Annotated in this window: 17 protein-coding genes and 1 tRNA gene; 9 read left to right on the top strand and 9 right to left on the bottom strand. The window is 71.4% G+C overall.

What is annotated here, in order from left to right; all coding sequences use genetic code 11:
• Positions 1-148: 148 nt before the first annotated feature.
• Positions 149-970 (bottom strand): 3'(2'),5'-bisphosphate nucleotidase CysQ, encoded by an 822-nt coding sequence (gene cysQ, locus RC1_RS07675; RefSeq protein ID WP_012566789.1) that lies wholly within the window; start codon positions 968-970, stop codon positions 149-151.
• 172 nt (positions 971-1,142) lie between these two features.
• Between cysQ and RC1_RS07670 the strand changes: the two genes are divergently transcribed.
• Both RC1_RS07670 and RC1_RS07665 read left to right on the top strand, forming a co-directional pair.
• Positions 1,143-1,946 (top strand): SOS response-associated peptidase, encoded by an 804-nt coding sequence (locus tag RC1_RS07670; protein ID WP_012566788.1) that lies wholly within the window; start codon positions 1,143-1,145, stop codon positions 1,944-1,946.
• The gene (locus RC1_RS07665; RefSeq protein ID WP_012566787.1) at positions 1,943-2,473 is read left to right on the top strand and encodes a thermonuclease family protein; all 531 of its coding nucleotides are present in this window, start codon (positions 1,943-1,945) and stop codon (positions 2,471-2,473) included. Before RC1_RS07670 ends, RC1_RS07665 begins: the two co-directional genes overlap by 4 nt.
• A gap of 31 nt (positions 2,474-2,504) precedes the next feature.
• Here the strand turns inward: RC1_RS07665 and RC1_RS07660 are convergent, their stop codons facing one another.
• Positions 2,505-2,765 carry a GlsB/YeaQ/YmgE family stress response membrane protein gene (locus RC1_RS07660; protein ID WP_012566786.1) on the bottom strand — a complete coding sequence of 87 codons (261 nt, stop codon included), beginning with the start codon at positions 2,763-2,765 and terminating at the stop codon, positions 2,505-2,507.
• Between the two features lie 210 nt (positions 2,766-2,975).
• Between RC1_RS07660 and RC1_RS07655 the strand changes: the two genes are divergently transcribed.
• Entirely contained in the window at positions 2,976-4,478 is a 1,503-nt protein-coding gene (locus tag RC1_RS07655) for a dynamin family protein (protein WP_012566785.1), read from the top strand.
• Between the two features lie 50 nt (positions 4,479-4,528).
• Here the strand turns inward: RC1_RS07655 and RC1_RS07650 are convergent.
• Positions 4,529-4,603: transfer RNA gene (locus tag RC1_RS07650), tRNA-Val, on the bottom strand.
• A gap of 168 nt (positions 4,604-4,771) precedes the next feature.
• Between RC1_RS07650 and RC1_RS20010 the strand changes: the two genes are divergently transcribed.
• On the top strand, positions 4,772-5,647 hold the full coding sequence (locus tag RC1_RS20010) for a DUF3108 domain-containing protein (RefSeq protein WP_012566784.1): 876 nt from the start codon (positions 4,772-4,774) through the stop codon (positions 5,645-5,647).
• Between the two features lie 57 nt (positions 5,648-5,704).
• Here RC1_RS20010 and gph read toward each other — a convergent pair whose 3' ends face one another.
• Positions 5,705-6,385, bottom strand: coding sequence for a phosphoglycolate phosphatase (gene gph, locus RC1_RS07640; protein WP_012566783.1), 681 nt, complete (start codon positions 6,383-6,385; stop codon positions 5,705-5,707).
• Positions 6,386-6,569: 184 nt separating this feature from the next.
• Between gph and glmU the strand changes: the two genes are divergently transcribed.
• The 4 genes from glmU to RC1_RS07620 all read left to right on the top strand — a co-directional run bounded on the left by glmU (position 6,570) and on the right by RC1_RS07620 (position 10,944).
• On the top strand, positions 6,570-7,949 hold the full coding sequence (gene glmU / locus RC1_RS07635; RefSeq protein ID WP_012566782.1) for a bifunctional UDP-N-acetylglucosamine diphosphorylase/glucosamine-1-phosphate N-acetyltransferase GlmU: 1,380 nt from the start codon (positions 6,570-6,572) through the stop codon (positions 7,947-7,949).
• A gap of 172 nt (positions 7,950-8,121) precedes the next feature.
• Positions 8,122-9,648, top strand: a complete 1,527-nt coding sequence (gene gabD / locus RC1_RS07630) for an NADP-dependent succinate-semialdehyde dehydrogenase (protein WP_012566781.1) — start codon at positions 8,122-8,124, stop codon at positions 9,646-9,648.
• Between the two features lie 173 nt (positions 9,649-9,821).
• The gene (locus tag RC1_RS07625) at positions 9,822-10,268 is read left to right on the top strand and encodes a response regulator (protein ID WP_012566780.1); all 447 of its coding nucleotides are present in this window, start codon (positions 9,822-9,824) and stop codon (positions 10,266-10,268) included.
• Between the two features lie 112 nt (positions 10,269-10,380).
• Positions 10,381-10,944, top strand: coding sequence for a DUF6491 family protein (locus tag RC1_RS07620; protein ID WP_148213410.1), 564 nt, complete (start codon positions 10,381-10,383; stop codon positions 10,942-10,944).
• Positions 10,945-10,953: 9 nt separating this feature from the next.
• On the opposite strand, the gene RC1_RS20005 is transcribed toward RC1_RS07620, so the two are convergent.
• Positions 10,954-11,490, bottom strand: coding sequence for a GNAT family N-acetyltransferase (locus RC1_RS20005; protein ID WP_012566778.1), 537 nt, complete (start codon positions 11,488-11,490; stop codon positions 10,954-10,956).
• Between the two features lie 175 nt (positions 11,491-11,665).
• On the opposite strand from RC1_RS20005, the gene gor reads away from it, so the two are divergent.
• A complete protein-coding gene (gor, locus tag RC1_RS07610) occupies positions 11,666-13,048 on the top strand; it encodes a glutathione-disulfide reductase (RefSeq protein WP_012566777.1) in 1,383 nt (460 codons plus the stop codon).
• A gap of 37 nt (positions 13,049-13,085) precedes the next feature.
• Here the strand turns inward: gor and RC1_RS07605 are convergent, their stop codons facing one another.
• The 4 genes from RC1_RS07605 to RC1_RS07590 all read right to left on the bottom strand — a co-directional run bounded on the left by RC1_RS07605 (position 13,086) and on the right by RC1_RS07590 (position 18,144).
• Positions 13,086-14,708, bottom strand: coding sequence for a GMC family oxidoreductase (locus RC1_RS07605; RefSeq protein WP_012566776.1), 1,623 nt, complete (start codon positions 14,706-14,708; stop codon positions 13,086-13,088).
• Positions 14,709-15,114: 406 nt separating this feature from the next.
• Positions 15,115-15,837 (bottom strand): SDR family NAD(P)-dependent oxidoreductase, encoded by a 723-nt coding sequence (locus tag RC1_RS07600; protein ID WP_012566774.1) that lies wholly within the window; start codon positions 15,835-15,837, stop codon positions 15,115-15,117.
• Positions 15,838-15,938: 101 nt separating this feature from the next.
• Positions 15,939-17,399, bottom strand: a complete 1,461-nt coding sequence (purF, locus tag RC1_RS07595) for an amidophosphoribosyltransferase (RefSeq protein WP_012566773.1) — start codon at positions 17,397-17,399, stop codon at positions 15,939-15,941.
• 49 nt (positions 17,400-17,448) lie between these two features.
• Positions 17,449-18,144 carry a CvpA family protein gene (locus RC1_RS07590; protein WP_012566772.1) on the bottom strand — a complete coding sequence of 232 codons (696 nt, stop codon included), beginning with the start codon at positions 18,142-18,144 and terminating at the stop codon, positions 17,449-17,451.
• Between the last annotated feature and the right edge of the window lie 2 nt (positions 18,145-18,146).

Below are 18,146 nucleotides of genomic sequence, written 5' to 3'. Positions count from 1 at the left end.
CGGCCACCATTGTTCGTCCCTGTGAGGACAGTAGCCGCAATGTCTTAAATCAAGGTTTCGAGAGTATGTCCAAGTCCGGTATCAAAAGCGGTAAATGAATGTCCGCTCCGTCACAAAATGTTGCAAATGTGTCCGCCGCATGTCCGGGTCAGCCGCCGCGGGCCAGGAAGTGCGGGTTGGCGAAGCCCGCCTTGCCGTAGGTCAGGGGCTTCCCGTCGGGCATCTCCACCCGGCCGCCGGCGGCCGCCAGCACGGCATGGCCCGCGGCGGTGTCCCATTCCATCGTGCCGCCCAGCCGGGGGTAGAGGTCGGCCACCCCTTCCGCGATGCGGCAGAACTTCAGCGAACTGCCCAGCACCAGCTTCTCCCGCACCGCATGGCGTTCCAGGCAACGGGCCAGGGCCTCCAGATCGGCATGCGAACGGGAGTGCAGCACGGTCAGCCCCTCCGCCGGGGGCGGGCGGACGGCGATCGCGGCGTCCGGCTGCCCGGGCAGGCCGAGAACGGCCGTGCCCGGCCCGGCCGCCGCGTAGGTCGCCCCGCCGACCGGGACATGCACGACGCCCAGCACGGGCGTGCTGTCCCGTATCAGGGCGATGTTGACCGTGAATTCCCCGTTGCCGCGCAGGAACTCCTTCGTCCCGTCCAGCGGATCGACGAGCCAGAAGCTGTCCGCCACGGCGGGGATGTCGCCGGCGGCGAAGGCTTCTTCCGAGACCACGGGAATGCCGGGCGTGAGCTGCCGCAGGGCCGGCAGGATCGCCGCCTCCGCCGCCTTGTCGGCGGCCGTCACCGGGCTGCCGTCGGCCTTCCAGGTGGCGGTGGCCCAGGCTCCCGCGTCCCCGGTGCCCCCCCCGGCCTCCGTGCCCGTGCGCCGCCGGTAGACCTCCAGAATGGCCCGGCCGGCCTTCTCGGCGATGGCGCGGACGGCACCGAGAAGTCGGGCGGGGGGCGGAACGTCTGTCGTCACGATCGGGTCAGCCTGTCAAGAAACGGCCTGCAACGGCGCCGGCCGCAGGGGCGGCGGCGGGCGGACTCCCGAGCATCACCAGCGCCGCCGGCATGTCCAGCGTTTTGACGGGGCCGCTTGACGGGGCCGCCGCGGCTGGCCGGGCGGCAGACGGGCTGGTAGGATCGCGTCCATGTGCGGACGCTTCGTCATGGCCACACCCGTGGCCGAACTGGCCCGGCTGTTCGGCGTGCCCGAACGCCCCAACCTCGCGCCGCGCTGGAACGTGGCGCCGACGCAGGAGATCGCCGTCATCCGCGCGCGCCCGCCGTCGGAGGAGGGCGACAGGTGTGACGGGGCGAACGGCACCGGGAAGCCAGGGGCGGACCCTCGTCCCGCGGCCCGGCTCGTTCCCATGCGCTGGGGGCTGGTGCCCTTCTGGGCGAAGGATGCCGGCATCGGCGCCCGCCTGATCAACGCCCGTGCCGACACGCTGGCGGAGAAGCCGGCCTTCCGCGAGGCGCTGAAACATCGGCGCTGCCTGATCCCGGCGGACGGTTTCTACGAATGGTCGGGCGCGGCGGGGCGGAAACAGCCGCACTACATCCGCCGCCGCGACGGCGGTCTGCTGGCCTTCGCGGGCCTGTGGGAGAGCTGGCACGGCCCGAAGGGGGAGCTGCCCTTGGACCCGCCGCTGCTGACCGCGACCATCGTCACGACGGAAGCGAATGCCACCCTGCGGCCGCTGCACGGGCGCATGCCCGTCATCCTGGCAGAGGCGGACCGCGGCCGCTGGCTGGACCCGGCGACGCCGGTCGGAGAGGCGCTGGCCCTGCTGCGGCCGGCGGCGGACGATCTGCTGGGGACCGTGCCCGTGTCCCCGCGGGTCAATGCCGTGCGCAACGACGATGCCGCCTGCATCCGCCCCCTGTCGGAAGAGAGAGAAGCGGAAGACGGGCCGGACGGGGGCGGGCCGCGGGAGCCCCGGCTGCTATGACGGGGCTACGGGCAAGGGCGGTGCCGGCCCTGCTGGCCGGTGCGGTGCTTGCAGGGAGCGCGCTGCCCTGCGGGCCGGCGCGGGCCGAGACGGTGGCCGGCACGGCCAAGGCGGTCGAAGGCGATACCGTCAGCGTCAACGGCACGGAGATCCGTCTGTTCGGGATCGACGCGCCCGACCGCGGCCAGACCTGCGAGAATGTCCGCGGCCAGAGCTACGACTGTTTCGCGCTGTCGTCGCTCGCGCTGGAGCGTCTGATCGGCGGGCGCGAGGTGAGCTGTGAGATCAAGCCCAGCGTTGGAACCGCCAAGCTGGGCGTCTGCAAGGTGGAGGGGCGCGATCTGGCGGGCATGATGGTGAATGCCGGCTGGGCCCTGGCCTATCGCCGCATCGCCCAGGACTATGCCGCGATCGAGGCCCAGGCGATCAGCCGCCGCCGGGGCATGTGGGCCGGCCGGGTGGAACCGCCCTGGCAGTGGCGGTCCCGCCGGATCGGCGCCAAACCGGAGACCCCGGACGGCGGCTGAAACGCGGGTGTGGCGTCAGGCGGTCATCGCCTCAGACCGTCGTGCTCCGCCGTCCGGCGACCATGCGGTAGACGGCCAGCAGGATGACGGCGCCGACGACGGCACCGATGAATCCGGCCCCTTCGCCGGCCCTGTACCAGCCGATCGCCTGCCCCAGATAGGTGGCGACGAAGGCGCCGGCGATGCCCAGCAGCGTGGTGATGATGAACCCGCCGGGATCGCGGCCGGGCATCAGGAACTTGGCGACGATCCCGGCCAGCAGGCCGATGATCAGGGTCCACAGGATTTCCATCGGGTTCTCCCCCTTCGGGTCATGGCGCAGTGCGGTCACGGGGCAGCAACACCCGCACGGGCCGGCCGGTTCCGGCACGCGCCCGACGGCCTGCGGACCGGCTTCCGGCGTTTTGCGCGCACCGGCCACGGCACGATCCCGCGCCCCGGGCGTTCATGCAGCGGGTGGAAACCGACACGACCGGAACCGAACTGACGGGGAACCGAACTGATGGCACGCACCGCCGCGGACGCGCGCATCGACAGCCTCCGGGATCATCTGAGGGCCGAGAATCCGGACCTTGTGCCCCTGGTCGAGACCTACAGCCGCATGGATGCCGTGCTGCGGCGCCTGCGCCTGATCGGCCCGGAGGAGACGCTGACGAACCGCATCGGCTGGTGGCCGGTGATCTCGGCCGTCGGCCTCTACTCGGCCGGCAAATCCACGATCCTCAACGACTTCCTCGGCCAGCCGGTGCAGCGGACCGGCAATCAGGCGGTGGACGACAAGTTCACCGTGATCTGTCACGGCAACGAACTGCGCGAACTGCCGGGCACCGCGCTGGACGTGGACCCGCGCTTCCCCTTCCACCAGATGGGGGCGGAGATCGAGAAGGTGGTGCCCGGCGAAGGCAAGATGGTGGACCGCTTCCTGGCGCTGAAGACGGTGCCGGCGGAAGAGGTCAAAGGCCTGATCCTGGTGGACAGCCCGGGCTTCGACAGCGACGAATACCGCGCCTCCACCCTGCGCCTGATCGACCACATCCTCGACCTCTCGGACCTCGCGCTGGTCGTCTTCGACGCGCGCAAGCCCGAACCGGGAGTGATGCGCGACACGCTGGACAAGCTGGTGGCGCGCGTGAAGGACCGGCCGGACGCCACCAAGTTCCTGTTCGTGCTGAACCAGATCGACGCCACGGCGCGCGAGGACAATCTTGAGGAGGTGGTGGGCGCCTGGCAGCGGGCGCTGGCCGGGGTCGGCATCACGGGGGGCCGCTTCTACGCGATCTACAGCGAGCGGGCCGCCGGCAGTGCCGAGGTGCATCCCCGCCTTCAGGAGATCAGTCGCCGCGACATGGCGGAGATCCGGCTGCGCATCCAGCAGATCCCGTCCGTCCGCGGCTACCGTGTCGCCAGCGGGCTGGAATCGGTTGCAAAGGACGTGCGGGACGAGGCCGTGCCGCGCCTCACCGACGCCCTGCGGCGCTGGCGCCGGGCCACCGGCATCGCCACGCTGGCGGCTCTGGTCGTCGGCGTCGCCGCCGTCATCGCCGCGGCCGTCGGGGCAGGAGGGATCGGGCTGCTGGCACAGGAGCCGTGGCCCTACATCGCCATCGCGGCCGTGCTGCTGCTGGTGCTGGCCGTGCGCGTGGTCACCGCCCGCGCGGCGGCGTCCCGAATCGCCCGGTCGCTGCCGGCGAAGCTGGGCGCCTTCGGGCTGTCGGTGCGCGAGGCCTTCCTGGAGGCGACGCGGCGGCCCCTGATTCCGCGGAGCACGCCCGTCGGCTGGGGGCCGGCCACGGACAGGCGCCTGCGCGAGATCCATGCCGAGGTGTCCGCCGAGGTGCGCCGCCTGAACGACCGTTATGCCGTCCCCAGCGCGCCGCGCGGCGGCAGCGGGCCGGCATCGGGCCGGGGCCCCCTGCCGCCGGGCCAGGGCGAGCCGCCGCCCCGCAGTGTCGCGGTGGAGACGCCGGAGCGCACCGACGTGGCGGCACGGCAGGCAACACCCTGAGCGGGTGCCCATGGTGTGGAAGATACAGATTGTCCGGAGGAGGGGACGGATGGTGGGCGCGGTAGGGATTGAACCTACGACCCCCGCCGTGTGAAGGCGATGCTCTCCCGCTGAGCTACGCGCCCATCCGTCGTGGGCCGGTGATATAGGGCGGGTGAACGGGGGCTGTCAACCACTTATCGCAGCCACTGATCGCAGCCGTTGTTGTCGGTCCCCGCCGGACGTCCCGGATGCGCCGTTGCAGGTGCGGTCCATGGCCCTATCTTCGTTGCATCGCCGCCGGGAGGTTCCGCATGCGTTCCCTTCGCACCGCCGTTTCCGCCCTGACCGTGCTTCTGGCCGTCCCGCCTGCAGCCCTGCCGGCCGCAGTGGAGGATCCGGCGGCGGCCGGACCGGCGGGTGGCTACCGGCTGTCCTACGCGGTCCATGTCGGCGGCATCCACGTCATGGATGCCGAAGCGCACCTTGCTCTGGTGCGGGACAGCTACCGGATCGGCATGCGGGCGGCGACCGACGGCTTCCTGGGCCGGGTGGCCGACTGGCGGGCGGACATCACCTCGCACGGCCGCCTGGACGGGGCGGGGCTGCCGCAGCCTCAGGAATACCGCGCTCTCAGCGTCTGGCGGAGCAAGGCGCGCAACACGGTCCTGGAATACGAGGACGGCACGCCCCGGCTGGCCCTGGTGGAGCCGCCGCCGGAGGAGGACCGTGAACCCGTGCCCGAGCATCTCCGGCCGGCGACCGTCGATCCCATGACCGCCATCGTCGCCGCCCTGGAGTCGGTGGCGGCGGGGCGGGGCTGCGGCGGGGCAGTGCCCGTCTATGACGGGCGCCAGCGCTACGATCTCATCTTCGCCGACCGGGGCCGGGAGACCCTTCCGGCCAACGACATCTCCAGTTTTGCCGGCGAGGCGGTGGCCTGCGCCATCGAGTTCAAGCCGCTGGCCGGGCGCTGGAAGGAGCGGCAGGCGCAGCGGCGCGACCGGGACGACGATGCCCGCCGGGCGCGCGACACCACGCCCGTCTTCTGGGTCGGCCGGCCGGTGCCGGAGGGGCCGCCGGTGCCGGTGCGGTTGCAGGCGTCGAGTCCCCTGGGCACGGTGATGATCCACCTGTCCGGACTGGAGCGGATGGGACCCGGGGATACGGCCGGGCTGCCGCCGCTCTGACCCGCAGGTCCCCGGCCGAGGCGGTCCGGGTGGCGCGCGGCGCGAAAGGAACGCGGGTCAGTCCACCAGGCTCTCCAGCGCCTCCGGCAGATGCGCAAACAGGTCGATGACCCGGTCCGCCCCCAGCTCCACCACCGGCATCCGCGGATAGCCGTAGGAGACGGCGATGACCGGCATCCCGGCGGCTCGGGCCGCCTTCACGTCGTTGCCGTTGTCGCCCACCATGACGGCGCGGTCGGCGCCATGGCCCAGCGTCTCCAGCGCGTGCAGCAGCGGGTCGGGCGACGGTTTGCGCCGGGGCAGGGTATCGCCGCCGACCACGGCAGCGAATCGCGGCCCCAGCCCCAGGTCGCGCAGCAGGGTGCGGCTGATCCCCTCCGGCTTGTTGGTGCAGAGGCCCAGGCGGTGGCCGGCCGCGACCAGCCGTTCCAGAGTCTCCGGCACGCCGGGATAGATCGAGCCGGGAACGGCCGGCACCTCGGCATAGAGGGCGAGGTAGCGGCGCACGGCGACGGGAAGCTCCTCCTCCGGCAGCGGGTCGCCGCCGGCGGCGAAGCCGCGCTCGACCAGCTTCGCCGCGCCGTCGCCGACGAACTGGCGGATCTGCGCCTCCGTCACGGGCGGGCGGCCGCGCTCGGCCAGCAGGCCGTTCAGCGCGAAGCCGATCTCCGGTGCGCTGTCGATCAGGGTGCCGTCGAAATCGAACAGCAGGGCGGGAAACCGGGTCGGGGCTCTCATCCGGATGACACCCTCTCGGAACGGGCCGGTCCGGAAGCGGACCGGCGCGAAAGTTGGATTTGGCGGACCGGGTGGCCTGTGGCACAAGCCTCCCGGGACCCCGCCCGACTGCAAGATAGGGGACCGCGGGGGCGAAGGCACGTCCGCATCCTTCGCACTCCGATCGGGGAACGAGGAGAACAGGATGACCGACCGCCGTCTCGCCTGCGTCGTGCTCGCCGCCGGAAAGGGCACGCGGATGAAATCCGACCTGCCCAAGGTGCTGCATCCCCTGGCCGGGGTGCCCATGGTGCGCCATGTCGTGGACGCCGCCGCCAGCCTGGGACCCGAGCGCATCGTCGTCGTCGTCGGTCCCGGCATGGACAGCGTCGCCGCGGCGGTGGCGCCGCACCCGACCGTGGTGCAGCAGCGCCAGCAGGGGACGGCCGACGCCCTGGCCGCGGCGTTGCCGCTGCTGGAGGGCTTCGACGGCGACGTGCTGGTGCTCTACGGCGACACCCCGCTGATCCGGGCGGAGACGCTGGCGCGGCTGGCGGAGGCGCGGCGGACCCCGGTCGGCGCCGCGGGCACCGATCCGGCCGTCGTCGTGCTGGGGATGCGCCCGGACGATCCCGGCGCCTATGGCCGGCTGGTGCTGGACGCCGACGGCGGCCTCGCCCGCATCGTGGAATATCTCGACGCCACGCCGGAGGAGCGGGCCCTGGATCTGTGCAACGCCGGGCTGATGGCGCTCGACGGGGGCCGGCTGCGCGCCATCATGGAGCGCATCGGCAACGAGAACGCCAAGGGCGAGTATTACCTGACCGACGCGGTCGCCGTGGCGCGCGCCTTCGGCTGGACCTGCGCCGTGGTGGAGGGCGCGACGGAGGAGGCGCTGGGCGTCAATTCCCGCGCGGAACTGGCGGCGCTGGAGGGACTCATGCAGGACCGGCTGCGCCGTGCCGCCATGGCGGCCGGGGCGACGCTGGTCGATCCCGCCACCGTCTGGTTCGCTGCCGACACCCGGCTGGGCCGCGACGTGACGGTGGGGCAGAACGTCGTCTTCGGTCCCGGCGTCACGGTGGAGGACGGGGTGGAAATCCTGCCCTTCTGCCACCTGACCGGGGTCACCATCCGCAGAGGCGCCATCGTCGGCCCCTTCGCCCGGATGCGGCCCGGCAGCGAGATCGGGGAGGGCGCCCACATCGGCAACTTCGTCGAGGTGAAGGGCAGCCGCGTCGGCCCCGGTGCCAAGGCCAACCATCTGGCCTATCTGGGCGACACCGACGTCGGCGCGAAGAGCAACATCGGCGCCGGCACCATCACCTGCAACTACGACGGCTTCCTGAAGCACCGTACCGCCATCGGCGCCGGGGTCTTCGTCGGCTCCAACAGCACGCTGGTGGCGCCGCTCCGCATCGGGGACGGCGCCTTCATCGCCGGCGGCTCCGTCATCACGACGGAGGTGCCGGCCGACGCCCTGGCCTTCGGCCGCACCCGGCAGGTGGTCAAGGAAGCCTGGGCCGTCTCCTACCGCGCCCGCAAGCAGGCGGAGAAGGCGGCGAAGGAGAAGGCCAAGGGCTGAGGGGGCGCGCCCCCGAACCAGGACCGGGCGGAATTCGGCGCGCGGGGGCCGGGCAGCCGCTCCCATCCGGCGCCGCGGGCTGTTAGGGTCGGTGGAAGACGCCGCCGCCGGAGGCGGCCGCCAGAAGACCCGCCGGGACAGGAACGCCATGGCCACCGCGACGACCGACACCATGACGAGCGATACCGCGACGAGAGACACCGCCACGAGAGACACCGCCACGGCGGGCACCCCGGCCCGCCTGGGCCTCTCCGACCCCGGCCTGTTCCGGCAGGACTGCTTCGTGGACGGGCAGTGGATCGGCGCCGACTCCGGCAAGACCATCGCCGTCACGAACCCCGCCGACGGCAGCACCCTGGGCAGCGTCCCCGCCATGGGGGCGGCGGAGGCGCGCCGCGCCATCGCGGCGGCGGAGCGCGCCTGGCCGGCCTGGCGGACGAAGACGGCGAAGGAGCGGGCGCAGGTGCTGCGCCGCTGGTACGAACTGATGCTGGCGCACCAGGAGGATCTGGCGCGCATCATGACGGCCGAGCAGGGCAAGCCCCTGGCCGAGAGCCGCGGCGAGATCGTCTATGCCGCCAACTTCCTGGAATGGTTCGCGGAAGAGGCGAAGCGCGTCTACGGCGACGTGATCCCGACCCACCGGCCGGGATCGCGCATCGTCGTCGTCAAGGAGCCGGTTGGCGTCACCGCGGCCATCACGCCCTGGAACTTCCCCGCCGCGATGATCACCCGCAAGGCCGGCCCGGCCCTGGCGGCGGGCTGCCCGATGGTGGTGAAGCCGGCCAGCTACACGCCGTTCAGCGCGCTCGCCATGGCCGTGCTGGCGGAGCGCGCGGGCGTGCCGCCGGGGGTTCTCTCCGTCGTCACCGGCTCGGCCGGCGCCATCGGCGGCGAGTTCACGTCCAACCCCGCCGTGCGCAAGCTGTCCTTCACCGGCTCGACGGAGATCGGCAAGACGCTGATGGCCCAGTGCGCCGGCACGGTGAAGAAGCTGAGCCTGGAACTGGGCGGCAACGCCCCCTTCATCGTGTTCGACGATGCCGACCTGGACGCGGCGGTGCAGGGCGCCATCGCTTCCAAGTACCGCAACACCGGCCAGACCTGCGTCTGTGCCAACCGCCTGCTGGTGCAGGACGGCGTCTACGACGCCTTCGCGGCCAGGCTGGCCGACGCCGTGCGCGGGCTGAAGGTGGCGAACGGCCTGGAGGACGGGGCGACGCAGGGCCCGCTGATCGACATGGCCGCCGTGGAGAAGGTGGAGGAGCACATCCGCGACGCCGTGTCGAAGGGCGCGCGGATCGTCACCGGCGGCCGGCGCCATGCGCTGGGCGGCAGCTTCTTCGAGCCGACCGTGCTGGCCGACGTGACGCCGGCCATGGCCGTGGCGCGGGAGGAGACGTTCGGGCCGGTGGCGCCCCTGTTCCGCTTCAAGGACGAGGCGGAGGCGATCCACCTCGCCAACGCCACCGAATACGGCCTCGCCGCCTATTTCTATGCCCGCGACCTGGGCCGCGTCTGGCGCGTAGCGGAGGCGCTGGAATACGGGATCATCGGCATCAACGAAGGCATCATCTCCACCGAGGTGGCCCCCTTCGGCGGCATGAAGGAGAGCGGGCTGGGCCGCGAGGGCTCGAAGTACGGGCTCGACGAGTATCTGGAGATCAAATACCTGCTGATGGGCGGCATCGGCGCCTGAAGCAGCCCGTCCGCGCCGCCCCGGCGCGGACGGGTGCGTGCCGTCGGGGGAGCACCCCTTCCGTGCTCCACCCAATGCCCAGGTCGCGCGGCGGGCCGTTTCCGGGGAGACAGGTGTTGTCCTGGGTGTCGCGCCTCCGCGCGCCCCGCTGACACCCCTCGGGAGGTATTGCCATGTCCGAGCAGCCGACGGTCCTGATTGTCGAGGACGACGCGCTCACGGCGCTGGAACTGTCCAATCTCGCCGCCCAGACGGGCTGCCGGGTCGTCGGGCTGGCATCGACCGGCCCGCGCGGCGTCGCCCTGGCCGACCATCTCCGTCCCGACCTCGTGCTGCTGGATGTCAGGCTGGCGAAGGGGACCGACGGACTGGACGCGGCGCGGCAGATCCGCAGCCAGCTCAAGCTGGATGTGGTGCTGATCTCCGGCTGGCTGCCGGACGGGGACGGTGACGAACTGACGGCCGACCTGCCGCTCGTGCGCAAACCCTTCGTCGCGGAGGACATCCGGGAGATGCTCCGCCACCGGCTCGGCCTGGGGACGGGATACACGGACGAACCGGCCGGGTTTCCCCCGCGGGCGCCGCGGCTGCTGATGCTGCCGACATCCTTCGCCACCTGAGACGTCGCCGCGGACGACTGCGGCCGGACCGTCGGCGGTTCTCGCCAGACGGGGTGCCCCGTTCTATAATCCGGCTCGTGAGGGGGTGTTCGAACGATGTCGTGAGGGCACCATGAAAATGCTGCTGTCCCCGGCCGCCGGCCTGTCGGTGCTGGCCGTCGGTCTGTCGCTTCTGCTGTCCGGGCCTGCCCAGGCCCGGCCGGGTGACCCTGGCCAACCGGCCGCGACGCCATCGGGTGACGGGCCGCCCGGCGGGGCAATCCACACGGTCGCCGGGGTCCGGGTCAGGGGAGACAGAACCGCCTGCACCTGGGCCCGGAACGTGGATGACTGGCAGCCCGTGGACCGCGACCATGTCATCATCCGCAGCGGTGTGCGCGACCGCTATCTGGTCCGCTTCAGCGGCGCCTGCTTCGGCGATCCGAAGTACGAGACGGCGATCGGCGTCGTCACCCGCAGCAGCCAGCTCTGCGGCTATGGCGGCGACGCGCTGATCATCGACGGGCAGCGCTGCACCGTGCTGGAGATGTGGGAGGTCACGCAGGAGCAGCCCGAAGGCTCGCCCGCCGCGGACCTGTCGCGCAAGGGCAAGGACGCTGCGCAGACGCAGGGGGCGCAGACGCAGGGGGCGCAGACGGACGGGGCCGGGAAGGACGCCCGGCCCGGCGGCGGCTGAGCCGTCCGGTCAGGCGCTGGCCTGGGGCCGCGGGGCCAGCCAGGCCCCGCGCTCCAGCAGGTAGCGCCGGACCGGCACCCCGGATTCCAGGCTCGTCGCCTCGTGCCGCATCCCCGCACCTTCCAGGATGCGGATGGACGCCTGGTTGCCCGCATCCACGGTCGCCAGCACCCGGGCGAAGCCCTGTTCGCGGAAGCCGTAATCCAGCAGCGCCCGGGCCAGCCGGCGGCCGATGCCGCGGCCCCAGCGGTTGCGCGCCAGCCCGTAGATGATCTCCGGCAGCGTCTCGCGGCCCGGCGGCACGAAGCCGCCCCAGCCGATCACCCGGTCGTCCACCGGGTCCGCCACGATGAAGCTGCCATAGCCGACGCGGGAATAGTTGCCCGCACTGTTGGCGATCCAGTTCTCCACCTGGGCCGGGGTGAGCACGGTGCCGTCGCCGACATGGCGCATCACCATCGGGTCGCTGCACACGGCCAGCAGCCCCGGCGCATCGTCCGGACGCATGCGGCGGAGGGCGAAATCGCCCGCGATATGGATGGCCATACCGGTTTCCTTCCTTCCCTTCTCCCCTGGGTGATAGGCCCTTTCGCCGGGGCGGGCCAGCCTCCAGTCGCTCCCGGCGGCCCGCCCGCGCGGACTGGCCGCGGGGGTGGACGCCGGGGCCGTGCGTGGGGCACAAGGGGCGGACGACGATCCGGGCAGCAGAGGGAGGACGGCGGTGCCAGCCTACGATTTCGACCTGTTCACCATCGGCGGCGGTTCCGGCGGCGTCCGCGCTGCCCGTATCGCCAGCCAGCACGGCGCCCGGGTCGGGCTCGCCGAGGAGGGCCGGCTCGGCGGCACCTGCGTCAATGTCGGCTGCGTGCCGAAGAAGCTGCTGGTCTATGCCGCCCAGTACGCCCACGACATGGAGGACGCGGCCGGCTACGGCTGGACGGTGGGGGAGCGCACGCATGACTGGCCCCGCCTGATCGCCGCGAAGGACAGGGAGATCACGCGGCTGAACGGCATCTACCGCCGGCTGCTGGAAGGCGCGGGGGTGACCCTGTTCGAGGGGCGGGCCCGGATCGTGGACCCGCACACGGTGGAGGTGGCCGGCCAGCGGGTGACGGCCGAGCGCATCCTGGTCGCCACCGGCGGCTGGCCGGAACTGCCCGGCGAGCCGGGGGCGCGGGAATACGGCATCACCTCCAACGAGGTGTTCCATCTGGAGCGCTTCCCGGAGCGCGTCGTGGTCGCCGGCGGCGGCTACATCGCTACCGAATTCGCCTGCATGTTCAACGGGTTGGGGGCGAAGGTCACGCAGATCTACCGCGGCAAGCAGATCCTGCGCGGCTTCGACCGCGACGTGCGCGAGGTGCTGACGGAGGAACTGGTCCGGAGCGGCATCGATCTTCGGCTCAACACGGTGATCGACCGCGTCGAGAAGGCAGGCGACTGCCTGCTGGCGGAACTGTCCGACGGCAGCGCCGTCGAGTGCGACGCCGTGGTCTATGCCATCGGCCGCCGGCCGATGAGCCGGGGCATCGGGCTGGAGGAGGCGGGCGTCGCCCTGGACGCGGCCGGTGCCGTCATCGTGGACGGGGGATACCGCACCAGCGTGCCGAGCATCTATGCGCTGGGCGACGTGACGAACCGGGTGAACCTGACCCCCGTCGCCATCGCCGAGGGCCACGCCCTGGCCGACACGCTGTTCGGCGGCAACCCGCGCGATGTCTGCTACGACAACATCCCGACCGCCGTCTTCAGCATCCCGCCGGTGGCGACCTGCGGCCTGACGGAGGAGGAGGCGCGGCAGCGGCTGGGGGCGGTGGACATCTACCGCACCACCTTCAAGCCGATGCGCCACCAGCTCACCGGCCGCGACCAGCGCACCCTGATGAAGCTGGTGGTGGACCGCGCCAGCCAGCGGGTGGTCGGCTGCCACATGGTCGGCGCCGACACGCCGGAGATGATCCAGGGCGTGGCCGTCGCCATGAATGCCGGCGCCACCAAGCAGGTCTTCGACCGCACCATCGGGCTGCACCCCACGGCGGCGGAGGAGTTCGTCACCATGCGGACGAAGGCGCCCGACCCGGAGGCCCCGGACCGCAAGGACTGAACCGGGGAAGGCTCTCCGCCGCGGCTGCCCGGGGAGCCTATTCGGCGGCCTGGAGGTCGCCCGGCCGCAGGTTGCGCCGGCCGCGGATCAGATCGGCCGCCTTCTCCGCGATCATGATCGTGGGGGCATTGGTGTTGCCGCCGACCAGCCGCGGCATGATCGAGGCATCCACCACCCGCAGCCCGTCCAGCCCGTGGACCCGCAGCTCCGGGTCCACCACCGCCATCGGGTCCGTGCCCATGCGGCAGGTGCCGACCGGGTGGTAGACCGTCTCCGAATGCTGTCGGATGGCCTCGTCGATCGCCTCCGGCGAGGTGACGTCCGGCCCCGGCACGATCTCCCCCTGGTTGGCGGTGGCCAGCGGGCCGGTGTTGGCAATCTCCCGCGCCAGCTTCAGCCCGATGCGCAGCGCGGCGCGGTCCTCCTCCGTCGCCAGATAGTTCGGGTCCAGCAGCGGCGCGACCATCGGGTCGGCCGAGCGCAGCCCGACATGTCCGCGGCTGGTCGGGCGGAGCTGGCAGACATGCAGGGAGAAGCCGTGCTCGGTCACATAGGTGCGGCCGTGATCCTCGATGATGCAGGCGAGGAAATGGAACTGGAGGTCCGGCCGCTCCAGCGACGGGTCGCTCTTCACGAAGCCGCCGGATTCCGCGAAGTTGCTCGTCAGCATCCCCTGCCGGCTGGTCATGTAGCGCACGATCTCCACCAGATTCCGCGGCAGGGCCGACAGCTTCCAGGAGAAGGAGTGCCGGGTGCCGTCCCGGTACATCGGGCGGATGTCCAGATGGTCCTGGAGATTGCGGCCAACCCCCGGCAGCTCATGCACCACCTTGAGCCCGTGCCGGTGGATCTCGTCGCCCGGCCCGATGCCCGACAGCAGCATCAGATGCGGCGTGTTCAGCGCCCCGGAACTGAGGATCACCTCCGTGTAGGCCATGGCGCAGCCGGGCACGCCGTCGCGCACATATTCCACCGACACGACGCGGCCGTTCTCCACCACCAGACGGGTGGCATGGGCGCCGGTGACGATGGTCAGGTTCGGCCGGGCGCGCACCTCCGGCGGCAGGTAAGCGCGGGCCGCGCTGCACCGCTCGCCGCCCTTCTGGGTCACCTGGTAGTAGCCGAACCCCTCCTGTTCGGGGCCGTTGAAATCCTCGTTGCGCCGGAAGCCCAGCCCCTCGGCGGAGCGCAGGAACATCTCGGCCAGCGGGTTGGTGTAGCGCAGATCGGCCACGTTCAATGGCCCGCCGGTGCCGTGCCGGTCGTCGCCGCCGCGCTCGTTGTTCTCCGCCCGGCGGAACATCGGCAGCAGCGAGGCATGGTCCCAGCCGGTGCAGCCCAGCTCGGCCCATTCGTCGTAGTCGCGCGCATGGCCGCGGATGTAGATCATCGCGTTGCAGGCGCTGGAGCCGCCCAGCGTCTTGCCGCGCGGCCAGTAGAGCCGGCGGCCGCCGAGATGCTTCTGCGGCTCCGTCGAGTAGTTCCAGTTGAGATCCTTGCTGCGCATCATGGCGACCATGCCCGCAGGCACATGGATCGCCATGCTCTTGTCCGGGGGACCCGCCTCCAGGAGGCAGACCTTCACGTCCCTGTCTTCCGACAGCCGGGACGCCATGACGCACCCGGCGGAGCCACCGCCGACGACGACGTAGTCGAACATGTTTCCTCCCGGTCCGGTGGCCGGTTGTCCCGGCCCCTGTTTGGAAACATGCTGCCTTACGGAGATACCGCCTGGAAAGCGTGCCGGGGAACGCTCCCGCGCCTGACCGCAGGGCGGACGGTTTTCGCACAGACGGGAACGGGAGGATGGGGGCCCTGGAAAGAGGTGGGCCCGCCGTCGGGGAAACGGCGGGCCCTATGGGATCGGACAGGCGGGCAGTGGGGAGGGGGGGGAGTGCCGTCCGTCCCAAGTGCGAGGAACCAACGACCCCACCCTAAGATGCCCCCGCCCCCCGATCTGTGACGGCGGTCACGCCTGCTTGCATTTCCGACCCGACAGGCGAGTCTGAGGCATGAGTCCGAGACAGGTCAGATATGCGGCCGCCGTCCGTCGGCCGTGTCCTGGATCAGCAGAGGGTCACCAGTTCCCCGTGGCGCGTGCAGTCCGTGGCCGCCAGATCGACGAACGCCGCGGCCACGTCGGCCGGCTGCCGCTGGGAGGCCGGCTCTTCCCCCGGGAAGGCCTTGCCGCGCAGGGCCGTGGCGACGGGGCCGGGATCCAGCAGGTTCACCCGCAGGTTGGTCCGCAGCGTCTCCGCCGCCCAGAGACGGGCCATCATCTCCACCGCCGCCTTCGATGCCGCATAGGCGTTCCAGTAGGCGGTGGGGACATGCCCGACGCGGTCGGTGACCAGGATGGCGCGCCCCGCGTCGGAGGCCCGCAGCAGCGGGTCCAGGGTCCGGATCAGCCGGTGGTTGGCGGTGACGTTGACCGTGAAGGTCTTGTCCCAGTCCTTCGGGGCGGCATGGCCCAGCGGGCCGTGGTAACCGAGCTGGGCCGCGTTGGCGACGAAGATGTCCAGCCGTCCGAACTTCTCGAACAGGGCCGGGCCGATGACATCCAGCTTCTCCAGGTCGGCGAGATCCTGCGGGATCAGGGTCGCCGTGCCACCGGCCGCGCGGATACGGTCGTCCACCTCCTCCAGGCCGCCCTGGGTGCGGGCGACCAGGACGACGTGCGCCCCCTCGGCGGCGAAACGCTCTGCAACGGCGGCCCCGATGCCGCGCGAGGCGCCGGTGATCAGGGCGATGCGACCGGCAAGGCGGCCGGTGGAAGACTGTTCGGTCATGGTTCCTGCCTGGCTGGCGGTTCGGTACGGAAAGCCGTGCGGTAGCGGCTCTGCGGCGGCCGGAGGAGGGGCCTCCCCGGGCGGGGCGCCCCTCCGGCGGGTCAGGCCCGCCGTTCCGCGAACAGCGGCACCGGGCTGGTCTCGTAATCCGTCAGCGGGATCGGATAGTCCCCGGTGAAGCAGGCGTCGCAGTACTGCGCGTTGGCGCCGTTCCGCGCGGCATGGCCCAGCGCCTTGTATAGGCCGTCAAGGCTGATGAAGGCGAGACTGTCGGCATTGATGAATTGCCGCATCTCCTCGACCGAGTGTTTGTGCGCAAGCAGCTTCTCCTTCTCCGGCGTGTCGATGCCGTAGAAGCAGGAATGGCTGGTCGGCGGGCTGGAGATGCGCATGTGGACCTCCTTGGCCCCGGCATCGCGCATCATCTCCACGATCTTCACCGAGGTCGTGCCGCGCACGATGGAATCGTCCACCAGCACGACGCGCTTGCCGGCGATGTGGTGGCGGTTGGCGTTGTGCTTCAGCTTCACGCCCAGGCGGCGGATCTTGTCCGTCGGCTGGATGAAGGTGCGGCCGACATAGTGGTTGCGCACGATGCCCAGATCGAAGGGGATGCCGCTCTGCTCCGCATAACCCAGGGCGGCCGGCACGCCGGAATCCGGCACCGGAATGATCAGGTCGGCGTCCACATGGCTCTCGGCGGCCAGTTCGGCGCCGATCCGCTTGCGTACCTGATAGACGGACAGCCCTTCCACCAGGCTGTCGGGGCGGGCGAAGTAGATGTACTCGAAGATGCAGAACTTCGACGGTGCCTTCTGGAAGGGGCGGAAGCTCTGCACGCCGGCCTCGTCGAGCACGACCATCTCGCCCGGCTCGATGTCCCGGACATAGTCGGCGCCGATGATGTCCAGCGCCACGGACTCGCTCGCCAGCACCGGGTGCTCGCCCAGCCGGCCCAGCACCAGCGGGCGGACGCCCAGCGGGTCGCGCACGCCGATCACCTGCCCCTTGGCGAGGCAGACCAGGGAGTAGGCGCCCTCGATCTGGCGCAGCGCCTCCACCAGCCGGTCGATGACGTTGCCGCCACGGGCGGTCGCCATCAGGTGGATGATGACCTCGGTGTCGGTGGTGGACTGGAACAGACAGCCGCGGCGGACGAGCTGGCGGCGCAGCATGTTCGCGTTGGTCAGGTTGCCGTTGTGGCCCACGGCGAAGCCGCCGAACTCGAACTCCGCGAACAGCGGCTGCACGTTGCGCAGCGCCGTCTCCCCCGTGGTCGCATAGCGGACATGGCCGATGGCGGCGTTGCCGCGCAGGCTGCGCATCACCGGCTCGCTGCCGAAGATGTCGCCCACCTGGCCCAGGGCGCGGTGCTGGTGGAAGGTCTCGCCCTCAAGGCTGACGATGCCGGCAGCCTCCTGCCCGCGGTGCTGCAACGCGTGCAGGCCGAGCGCCGCGAGCGCCGCGGCGTCCTGCGGCCCCAGGATGCCGAAGACGCCGCACTCTTCGCGCAGCTTGTCGCCGTCCTGCATGTCGGGGTCGAAGGGATTGGTCGTGAGCATCGTCCGGGCGCCTTTCGCGGGGTCGGTGTGGGCTGGGCAGGGCATAGGGTCAGCGGCCATCCGGGGGAGCCTCCGGGCCGCCTGTGTTCTCCAACAGCTGATTGAGCTGTCCGCGTTCCTGCTGGCTGTAACCGCGGCTGGTCTCGGGGGCCGCGGGGCCGGCTGCCGGCACGGGATTGGACAGGCGCTCCAGCTCCAGCGCGCGCTGCACCCCGATGTCGCGGCCGGGGGCAGGCGGCAAAGGTGTTCCATCGCCCGGCCGTACCGGCAGCAGGGTGCGCAGCATCTCCGCCCCGCTGGCGAGCATGGGGCGGGTGTGTGCGGAACGCAGCCACTCCGGTTCTTCTTCCGGCCGCCAGAGCCAGGTGGTGAAGAGGAAGGCGAGGCAGACGACCGCGGCCCCGCGCACCACGCCGAAGGCGAAGCCCAGGGAGCGGTCGATGGCGGACAGCGAACTGTCCTGCACCCGCGCGGACAGGGAGTGCGTCAGGATCGAGAAGGCGATCAGCGCCAGAGTGAAGAGGGCGAGGCCCGTGGCGATGTCGGCGAGGTAGCGCTGCTCGACATAGGCGCGGGCGATGGGCGCCGCGGCGTTGAAGCCCCAGAGGGTGACCAGCGCTGCCCCGATCCAGGCCGCGATCGACAGCACCTCGCGCACGAAGCCGCGGGCGAAGGCCAGCAGGGCCGACAGCAGGACCACGGCGAGAACGACGAGATCCACGGGATTGAGACTGCTGCCGTCCATCG

Origin of the sequence: Rhodospirillum centenum SW, from assembly GCF_000016185.1 — a bacterium.
Lineage (GTDB): Bacteria > Pseudomonadota > Alphaproteobacteria > Azospirillales > Azospirillaceae > Rhodocista > Rhodocista centena.
The sequence above is the reverse complement of the archived record's forward strand: the minus strand, read 5'-3'. Positions and strand labels throughout refer to the sequence as shown.